Annotated in this window: 10 protein-coding genes; 3 read left to right on the top strand and 7 right to left on the bottom strand. The window is 41.2% G+C overall.

Features of this window, described 5'->3' with window-relative positions:
* Positions 1 to 117: 117 nt before the first annotated feature.
* Both AC5JMF_RS04800 and AC5JMF_RS04805 read right to left on the bottom strand, forming a co-directional pair.
* On the bottom strand, positions 118 to 951 hold the full coding sequence (locus AC5JMF_RS04800) for an SDR family NAD(P)-dependent oxidoreductase (RefSeq protein ID WP_495794583.1): 834 nt from the start codon (positions 949 to 951) through the stop codon (positions 118 to 120).
* 304 nt (positions 952 to 1,255) lie between these two features.
* Positions 1,256 to 1,612, bottom strand: coding sequence for a hypothetical protein (locus AC5JMF_RS04805; RefSeq protein WP_495794584.1), 357 nt, complete (start codon positions 1,610 to 1,612; stop codon positions 1,256 to 1,258).
* Positions 1,613 to 2,073: 461 nt separating this feature from the next.
* On the opposite strand from AC5JMF_RS04805, the gene AC5JMF_RS04810 reads away from it, so the two are divergent.
* A complete protein-coding gene (locus tag AC5JMF_RS04810; protein ID WP_495794585.1) occupies positions 2,074 to 2,772 on the top strand; it encodes a class I SAM-dependent methyltransferase in 699 nt (232 codons plus the stop codon).
* 107 nt (positions 2,773 to 2,879) lie between these two features.
* Here AC5JMF_RS04810 and hpnI read toward each other — a convergent pair whose 3' ends face one another.
* Together hpnI and aroA are read right to left on the bottom strand one after the other, a co-directional pair.
* Complete coding sequence (gene hpnI, locus AC5JMF_RS04815; RefSeq protein ID WP_495794601.1) at positions 2,880 to 4,028, bottom strand: bacteriohopanetetrol glucosamine biosynthesis glycosyltransferase HpnI; 1,149 nt, start codon at positions 4,026 to 4,028, stop codon at positions 2,880 to 2,882.
* Positions 4,029 to 4,108: 80 nt separating this feature from the next.
* Complete coding sequence (gene aroA / locus AC5JMF_RS04820; protein ID WP_495794586.1) at positions 4,109 to 5,458, bottom strand: 3-phosphoshikimate 1-carboxyvinyltransferase; 1,350 nt, start codon at positions 5,456 to 5,458, stop codon at positions 4,109 to 4,111.
* 503 nt (positions 5,459 to 5,961) lie between these two features.
* Here aroA and AC5JMF_RS04825 point away from each other — a divergent pair.
* A complete protein-coding gene (locus AC5JMF_RS04825; protein WP_495794587.1) occupies positions 5,962 to 6,474 on the top strand; it encodes a hypothetical protein in 513 nt (170 codons plus the stop codon).
* Positions 6,475 to 6,571: 97 nt separating this feature from the next.
* Here AC5JMF_RS04825 and AC5JMF_RS04830 read toward each other — a convergent pair whose 3' ends face one another.
* Together AC5JMF_RS04830 and AC5JMF_RS04835 are read right to left on the bottom strand one after the other, a co-directional pair.
* On the bottom strand, positions 6,572 to 7,153 hold the full coding sequence (locus tag AC5JMF_RS04830) for a thioredoxin family protein (protein ID WP_495794588.1): 582 nt from the start codon (positions 7,151 to 7,153) through the stop codon (positions 6,572 to 6,574).
* Positions 7,154 to 7,556: 403 nt separating this feature from the next.
* The gene (locus AC5JMF_RS04835) at positions 7,557 to 7,772 is read right to left on the bottom strand and encodes a high light inducible protein (RefSeq protein ID WP_495794589.1); all 216 of its coding nucleotides are present in this window, start codon (positions 7,770 to 7,772) and stop codon (positions 7,557 to 7,559) included.
* Positions 7,773 to 7,942: 170 nt separating this feature from the next.
* Here AC5JMF_RS04835 and thyX point away from each other — a divergent pair, with 170 nt between their 5' ends.
* Positions 7,943 to 8,665 carry an FAD-dependent thymidylate synthase gene (gene thyX / locus AC5JMF_RS04840; protein ID WP_495794590.1) on the top strand — a complete coding sequence of 241 codons (723 nt, stop codon included), beginning with the start codon at positions 7,943 to 7,945 and terminating at the stop codon, positions 8,663 to 8,665.
* Between the two features lie 154 nt (positions 8,666 to 8,819).
* Here thyX and AC5JMF_RS04845 read toward each other — a convergent pair whose 3' ends face one another.
* The gene (locus tag AC5JMF_RS04845; RefSeq protein ID WP_495794591.1) at positions 8,820 to 9,605 is read right to left on the bottom strand and encodes an AraC family transcriptional regulator; all 786 of its coding nucleotides are present in this window, start codon (positions 9,603 to 9,605) and stop codon (positions 8,820 to 8,822) included.
* Positions 9,606 to 9,772 lie beyond the last annotated feature (167 nt).

Here is a 9,772-nt window from a genome sequence, read left to right on the forward strand (position 1 = left end):
AGCGTCAGCGTAAAGCCTGCGGCATAGCTTCGCTTAGAGCGACGCAGGAGCGTCGCGTCATTACGAATTACGAATTACGAATTACGAATTACGAATTAACACTCCTGCCCCACACTCCTAGTCACGAATAGGGGAACCAAAACGCCGACGCTGTTGACGCATGACGAGGTTGTTGATGTTATACATCAACTGCGGACTCAGACGATATATCCACCATAAAACATGCACATATTTAGGAAATACTATGATTAATTGCTCGCGTTCCACCCCACGCAGTATATTTTTAACAGCAGTTGACACATCGATAAACTTGAAAGGAACACGGGCTTTTAGATGCTTGATATCAAAACTTTTACCGTAAGTACCATTTTGGAAAAGATTAGTATCAATGTAGCCTGGACATACAACCGTCAGCTTAATTCCATAATTATTAGCCTCAGATGCTAGCGATTGAGTAAGACCAGTTAAAGCATGTTTAGTTGCTACATAAGCAGTAGACAAGGGACTAGGCACTAAACCATACATTGAAGCAATATTTATGATGTGACCACTACGTTGACGTACCATGTGTTTGTATACAGCATACATAACATTGACAACACCTAGCAGATTGATATCTACAATTCGCCGCCAAACAGCTAGATCAATTTCTTGAAATTCACCCCCTACTGCAATGCCAGCATTGTTAAATACATAGTCAATACGTCCATATTTACGGATAATTGCTGTAATTTTCTCTGCCACATTCACGGAATTTGTGACATCCAAGCTAGTAATCTCTGCTTGTCCTCCCGCTTGCTGTAAATGCTTTGCGAGTAAACGTGCGTTTTCTATATTGATGTCTGCAATTACAACATTGGCACCATGCCGCGAAAGTGTTTCACATAAACCTTTTCCTAAGCCAGAAGCGCCACCCGTCACAAGAACTACTTTGCCGAAAAAGATATTCATAAATACTAACTCTGATTTAGATAGCGTTATTTTGCTTTCTGAATCACGAGCAAAATTAACTTCTCAATTTTATTGGTTAATTGAGAATTAAATATGTAAAATTATTAGATATATAGCCATTTATATGCATAATTTTTAGGACATAAATCCAAATTTTTTGTCTCAATACAAAACTTTTATTGTTGGTGTTAAAGTTAACTGGCTAATTTTACAGACATAAAAAAGGCGATCGCACTCAATTTTCTACTGGGTGCGATCGCCTTTTTATCTAAAGACAGAAGAGATTATTTCAGAATTCCAATTTCTACCTGTTTCGTGTCGCACCTTCACGAACATCACGAGCAGTTTTTTGAGCGCCTTCTACATATCCCGATCCAAATTCTTTCAAAGCTTCTGCTGACTCTTTACCAATCTTCTGAAGTCGTTCACCAGGATTACCTTCTGTTTCGCGAGCTTCTCTGTTCCATTGTCCTGTTGTTTTGGGTCTTTGAGCATCATTTTGATTTACCAGCTCGCGAACTCTCCCACTCGAAATGTCGTTATTGCGTTCTGGAATAACATTTGTGGTCAATACTAGGAAACCAACTAAGACAACAGCTAAAAAACGTTTTACTTGAAGCCCATTAAACAAGGAAATCACGTTAGAAATTAAATTCTTCATGCCAACACTCCATTGGTTGATTGTTGTTAATTTTCACAAATGATTTGAGTACAACTTCAGAATAACTATAAAAATCTTATTATTCTTCTAACAAAAGGCATATCTCAAACTAATTCGTAATGATGCGACGCTTCTGTGTTGCTAATGCTGACGCTCGTACCGACGCTCGATGACTCGCTAACATAATTCGTAATTCTGAAAGTCAAGTAGTTAAGCCGTAGGCTAACGCACCATCCGAGTACTTCGGTGCGTTAGGACTTTCGTCCATAACACACCCTACAAAATTAAAGCTTTTAATTCGCGTTGGGTGTAATTCAGAAAATCAAGGTTGTTGATTTTTTTGGTTTGGAACTGTTCCTTGATTTTGGGGAATTGGTATAATTTCGTAATCAAGGCATATACAAAAAGGCTCAGACGAACCTTTTACCAGACGTTACTCTATACCCGAAGCAATATATCTAATGTATAATCAAGAAGAATATAAATTACAAACTCAGGCGTTTTATCTCGATAGAGCATCTCGCTCAAATGACAATTCATTTGACAAAATAGCGAAACGAGTTGGCTGGGAATCCTGCACTCTTCAATATATAGGATTTGAAGTTGCAACAACATATCATGAAATTAATTGGCAAAATATCAAGAGTGTATTAGATATTGGATGTGGTTATGGAACTTTGGTTCAGCACTTAAGAGAAAATAAGAATTTTCAAGGAAATTATACAGGTATTGATATATTACCTAACTTTATTGAAGAAGCTAAAAAACTATATGGTAGCGATGAACGAAATAACTTTATCGAAGGAGATTTTTTAGCAGATGATTGGAGTAATAAATATTATGATATTGTCATTTCTTTAGGTATACTTGGTGTCAACTACGATCAGCCTAACCAATATGGAGAAAAATCAAAGTATTGTGCAAAGAGAGCCATTGCTTTAATGATGAAACTAGCCAAGCTGGCAATAAGTATATATTTCCTAAATGAAGATAATTTTCCTATCTTACAAAGGTTGACCAATTTTGATATGGCTTTTTATCAACCTGAAGAAATTCAACAAATAATTAAAGAAGTATCTGATAAAAAATATAATTTAACCATCGAATCTTTCCCAGAAGCTAATGATGCTAAAACAATAGCTAAGTTATGTTTTGTCTGATGAGTTTATCTAGAAAATAGGGAATGGGTAATGGGAATTGACAAGAGATTTTTATCACATGGGTAAGTAGAGGCGGGTTTAGCAACATCCTTGTGTCACGCCATGTTTTAATTACAAATTCGCGAAATTGTTTCTAACTTACCACCCTTAATCAACTTCAAACGCTGCCCCCGCCACTCAATTGTTCCACCCACAAAGCCACAGCACCAAATGACACAACGAATTAAATCGTATAAAGGGATAAGCCACAAAAACTTTTTGGCAGCCATATCGTGGAGTAGTTTAACTCCCACTACCCAACCCATTAATAACCGCATTGTCCAGGTGATAGCCAGCAAACTCCAGCCTAGTTTTGAACCGCCGACAGCAATTAATAAGAGCAAACTAGTAACTGTACCGTAAGTAAAAAGTAGTGCTAGATAACCCCAAGGACGAGAAACACGAATACAGCGTCCCCAACGAATTTGGCGCTGTATGGCATCAGCTAAACTACTAGTAGCTAAGACATGTTCAACCACATAGTCGGATAGTACAACTTTGTAACCTGCTTTGCTTGGTTGGTAGCCAAGTTGAAAGTCATCTGCTAAATAATCAGCGATCGCCCCAAATCCACCGATCGCTTCTAGCACTGGTTTACGTATTACAATCGTAGAACCAAAGGTAAATTTTATCCCTGCTAGTTGATTGCTAACCAAAACCCCTGCATGAAAATCAGTAGCAGTAGCGATGGCTTCTAAAGTTGTTACCCATCCTTGAGCTAGGGAACGATACAAGCAGGTGACTACACCAACACTCTCGTCTTTGAGTGGTTGGATGACTCTTTGTAAATAATCCCCTCCAACACGAATATCGCTATCTGCTATCAGCAAGATTTCATGTTTGGCGGCAGTGACAGCATTCGCTAGATTACTAACTTTGAGATTAGCCCCGATGATGCGATCGCTCACAACCAAATGAATATCCACATCTGGGAACTGCTGGATAATTTTCTTAACAACATCAATAACAGGGTCTTCGCGATCGCGCACAGCAAAAATTATCTGATATTTTGGATAGTCTTGCTGACAAAATGAGGTGAGATTTTCATCTACTTGAGCATCTAACCCACAAATTGGCTTGAGAATGGTTATCGCTGGCTGGAATTCGGGATCGATAACATGGGGATGATTTAAAAAAGCGATCGCCGCATAAATTCCGTAGCAGTAAAATAAGACAGCGCAAAGGCACAGAATTAACAGCAAGACATCAATAGTTATGGGGAATTGGGAATGGAGAAAATAAGCCAAACTCTTATAGCAGTTACCAATCACATCAGGTATAGTATGGCCCCTAGTCACTAGCTACAAATTTGTTGTAGCGTAGCAGTGAAGTTAGGGTAAGAAATAGCAGCAGCTTCTGCGCGGTGAATCGTGGTGATACCTTGGGAAACCAAGGCAGCGATCGCTAAACTCATGGCTATGCGATGATCTGTATGGCTATCTACATCAGTACCTACTAAGGGAGTACCACCAGTAATTTCCATCCCATCGGGTAATTCACTTACCTTAGCTCCCATTTTATTGAGTTGTTGGGCCATTACAGCGATGCGATCGCTTTCTTTAACCCTTAACTCTTCAGCGTCTCGAATTACCGTTGTACCTGTGGCAAATACCGCCGCCACTGCCAAAATCGGAATCTCATCAATCAATCTAGGGATGATATCTCCAGCCAGAGTACAGCTTTGCAACCGACTATGACGCACTCGTAGATCTGCTACAGGTTCGCCAGCAACTTCTCGCTGATTTTCTAGTTGGATATCCGCCCCCATCAGTGATAAGGCTTCTAAAATACCAGTGCGAGTGGGATTTACACCTACATTTTCAATGAGTAAATCCGAACTAGGTACAATGGCTCCAGCTACTAACCAAAAGGCCGCAGAACTGATATCGCCTGGTACAATTACTGATTGTCCATGTAGTTGAGCAGGCCCAGTAATAGTGACTCTATTGGTTTCTGGGTCAATGCTGAGTTCTGCCCCAAAAGCCCTGAGCATTCGTTCGCTGTGGTCACGAGACAGGGCGGGTTCAGTCACGGTAGTTTGTCCTGCGGTCATCAAACCAGCAAGCAGGATGCAGGATTTAACTTGAGCTGAGGCGATAGGGGAATTGTAATGAATGGGTTTAAGCGCTTGTCCTTGAATTGCTAGGGGGGCTAGAGAATTATCTTTGCGTCCCCAAATCAGGGCCCCCATTTGTTGCAAAGGTTTAACTACACGGGACATCGGACGCGATCGTAAGGAACTATCACCTGTTACAGTAAAAAAGCGCCCCGGATGAGATGCTAATATTCCCAACATTAGCCGCAGGGTTGTACCGGAGTTGCCAGCATTTAACACATCGCCTGGTTCTTGTAAATTTCCTAAACCAATACCCTTAACCCGTACCAGTTCCGTGTTGAGTTCAGAAATTTCTGCACCCATAGCTTGGAAACAGCCAGCAGTGCTGCGGGGGTCTTCTCCTAAAAGTAATCCTTGGATTTGAGTCTCACCTTGGGCCAAAGCACCCAACATCAGCGCCCGGTGAGAGATAGACTTATCTCCTGGTACACGGATACGACCCTGTAAAGATAACCCAGAGGTGGGTTGTTGAATAATCAATTTATGAGAAAGGTCTTCGTGAGTTTCTAGGGTTATGACAGAAGCCGACATTAGGATACACTGGCTTTTGAATACACCGAAAGTTTTGCATAATCTCCATAGCTAAGCAACAGAGATTCTTGATTCAATTGTTACTTCGCCACCCTTATTTATCCTACAGTTGTCTTTTTTAAGAAAGTTTCTCAGCTTTTACAACAACTTCTAATGTCTTAAGGTTGTAGGCTGAGAGTATTCACAAAAATCTTTACAAGCTAGACTATCATGGGCAATTCCATAACCAGAGCATGAAAATCCCTCTTCTCTAGCCCCTAGCCCCTAATCCCTAACCTCTATTTTCAAGACGGAGTTTTGGGTTAGCACTCCCCAAAAAAAGTGCTGTTTTTACTGTTTAGGCTCACATACTACGCTTTTACATGCTGATTTATCCAACTTAACAAATCAGCAGATTCAGTTAAGATTAAGCATGTTTTACCATTTAGTTGCTTACGCTGACTTGCTAGATACCTTAGTGTACATTTCATCTTGTTCAATAGCTTTTAGCCCTCATCGCTCCCATGCTGACCCATCACCGCAAGCCCGTGTGCTTATCACTGATTTCCACTGATTTACCTATCTGGTCTGTTGTCGAAACTGCCGGGACGCTGTACCAAAAAGACACAAATCGGTTTCATTTACTATTGACTGCACCACCTTTAATTAGTTGCGAAGTAGCAAGTTTTCATAGTCCAGAGGATACACTTCCTCAAAAGAGGAGTAGCGCTTACGCCCCCAGCAGTCCCAGAATTTTATGGTTGGAGATTTCCCCTTACCGGGTAATCATGACCATGCAAGGCAATGCTCAAGTAAGCTATCGCCATTTCTGGGAACAGGGTGTTTATGGCATTAGCCGTTACTGGTTGCCAATCGAGTCATTGCAACCTAACGATCCTATTCGCTTACGTAATTTTACTAAAACTCTCACCCTTAACGGACATCCCTTACCAGAGCATTTACGTTTAGAATACGAACTGTGGGCCGAAAAAGTCCAACTAGGACGCTACATTCTTAACTTAGAAATTAAGCACTGATTGTTAGGGAACTGGGAAGAGGCAGAGGGGAAGGGGGCAGGGTGCAACGGAGAGATTTATATACAACCTTCCCCCTGCTCCCTGCCTCCTCATCTCCTCAACCAAAATAACTAGGTTGATTCCCTGATATCCATTTAATATTGCAACCAACACTCGGCTTTTGCTCGGTTGTAATCAATGTATCCGCTAGTACTGCTTTTATAGCTGCGCGTAAGTCTGCACCAGTTACGGGTTTACCATTACTAGGGCGGCTATCGTCTAATTGTCCGCGATAAACAAGTTGGTCTGAACTATCAAATATAAAAAAATCAGGTGTGCAGGCTGCTGTATAAGCTTTTGCCGTTTCTTGGGTTTCGTCATAGCATAAGGGAAAATTAAACCCAAGTTCTGTAGCCATTGCCTTTAATGATTCTGGTGCATCATCTGGGTAGTTTTTGGCATCGTTAGCGCTAATGGCAACAATCCCCAAATCACTCATAGAGTAATCTTTTCCTATCTGCGCTAACTCTGTTTGCACATGCTTAACAAAAGGACAATGACGACAAATAAACATTACTAATAATGCTTTTTTGTCGGCAAAAGTAGAAAGTGAAATCGTTTTTCCAGATACTACTTCGGGTAGATGAAAATTTGGTGCTTTAGTGCCTAAAGGCAACATTGTTGAAGTGGTTAAAGCCATATTTCACCCTGAAAATGTTTACTGTTAACAGTATATTTTGACACTCCCCGTCCTGAAGTTCGGGGATTCTTGGATCGCGCTTAGTCCATCGACTTTACCCTCACCAAGCTTCACCTCGACGTGCCCCGCCGATGAGTAGAGAAAATTCCGTGCGCTCCCTAGGAGCCAAAACTTTCTCAGGATTTGCCGCCCGTTGCGAGACAGGTTCCTCCACCGAAGTGCGAGCCTCTGCCTGTGTTGCGGATTCCTCTAGTCTATCAAAAAGCCGGGAAACGAAGCACGGGGCTTGTACCCATCTTTTCGGTCACTGTCCCCTGCGATGTACTCAGCTTAGTCGTACTCCTACGCGTAGCAAGCTACGCGTAGCGTCTTTGACAAAAGAAGAAGTGTTTTTTGTTCCCTTTTATAGATTTGCCAAAACACCAAAAATACCGTGTCCTGTCAATACTTCTAAGACTATTAAAGAAACAAAACCAATCATCGCCAAACGACCGTTGAGTACTTCCGCATAATGAGTAAAGCCAGTGCGATCGCCTTGGTCATCTACATAAACCTTTGGCTCGATCGCAAAATTGTTTAGTTTGCCCTGATCGTCAACTATGGAGGCATTTGTACGCATTATCTTTATCCCCTGTGTTTTTTCATGTAAAGAAGTGTAACAAGTATATTAACTATTGTAAAGTTTCTGAATCTGCCGAAAGAGATATGATGGTGGATCGAGTTTAAAGCTCCGTTCCTTGTTCCTTCTAAGTCAGCACTCTTAGTTACAAATCCCATCCATAACAGCCAATGCATCGATTCCGAGTAGAAGTTATTGCCAAAACATCAAACCCGCAGCAAGTGATTTATGCGGCAATGCATCAAGACTATACCGATGGGTTCGTGTTTGATGAGCGCGACTCATGGCCCTCGGAGTCCCAAGCTGGCGAAATCATTATTAAGCGACTTTTAGCTGGTGAAAGGGGGCATTACGGGCCTTTAGAGCATCCCCAGATTGTTTTCAACTGTGGCTATTTTCCCCACAGCGTTATGCAGCAGGCTCGAACTCATCGGGTAGGAGTATCTTTCGATACTCAATCTTTTCGTTATACAGGTAATCAATTTATTGATGTAATAGAAGGTAGAAAAGACATAGAAGATGTTTTTTATCTACGTCCTGTTGGTTATTACACTGATAGACAAGGAAAAAAATATTACTACTCACCAGAGCAACGAGCAGCAGATTTAGAGTGGTGTTTAGAAGCAGCCAAACGATACAAAGCTGATTTTGAGGGTGGAATGTCGGAAGAACATGCAAGAGGTAAAGTACCTTTTGATTATCGTCAGCATTTTGTCGTTAGCTTTAATCTGCGGTCATTTTTGCATTTTTGTGATTTACGTAATAAAAAGGACGCACAATTGGAAATTCAAAAATTGTGCGAATTAATGTGGCCTCACTTTGCAGATTGGGCACCAGCGATCGCCCAATGGTATGAAAAGCAGCGTTTGGGCAAAGCGAGACTTGCACCATAATGTTAGATTGCATGGTAGATGCTTAGTCTAACACTTACTCAGCACTCCCAATTCTCAATTCCCTTTTACGCTCAAAACTGCCAAGAAACAGTTCCTTGCACTGTAAATGGCTGTCCATAATAAACACGATTACCTAGCGAACTTTCAAAATAATCTACGTCAAATAGATTTTTGAAGTTAACTGCAACTCTGAATTGATCTCGGTTATAAAAAATAGCTGCATCAGTCGTTTCACCAGAATATCTCTAGCATGGTAAACCCTTTCTACTACATCCGGTTTTAAAGTGTGAGGGTGGTTATGAGCATCCTTAATTTTGATTTCCTGTGCGATCAATATCCCCATTAACTCTAAAGCTTTGCCTTCCAGATACAGCCGCTTGGCGATTCCTTGATAAGGACACTTAAAAATTTGCCATGCAACAGTGTGCATTGCAGGTGTGGCAGTTCCACAACGGCAGTAATAGGTTTGATGCGATTGCCGAATCCATGGTTGCAACGCTTGAGGTAATTGTCCTTGTTGATTGGCAGCAAAAGAATATAGCAATTCCGGCTGCATGAGGATATTTACTTCCAAAAAAGAGTTTTTATCTGAACAATCACTCGTTTGTTTGGGATCTAGTCCACTTCCCACGAAACTGTATTCTCCCCCACCAACCTTTCTATATTGATCGTGATGTTCTCCCGAAAAATGAAAGTGATACTCTAACCAATCATGTTCTTGTTCTGGTTGTAGAATGATCATGCGATCGCGCATTTGCAATTTGCCAATGATCAACTCCAATCCTGGACGTAACTGAATTCTCCGCCAGTAACCTTGTCCCAACCGTCGGGGATATTTGTATACCACGTCCAATACATCATCTGGATCTGGGTGTTGGTCAGGTTCTACTGTTTCCTGAAATAGTTCATCAAAGGCTTGCTGGGAAAGGGTGATTGTCATAGCGATCGCTTCAGATCAAAACTTGAGCTATTAATAAGAAATTATCTCATTAAAAAGACACTACGCATAACAAAGCGTGCTTGAATATTCGAGGACTAAAGTCCTCACTACAGATGAAAATATTTCTTCCCACTCCCAATTTCCTTAATTTACGTACTTTCACTTAC

This window comes from Desmonostoc vinosum, from assembly GCF_059505385.1.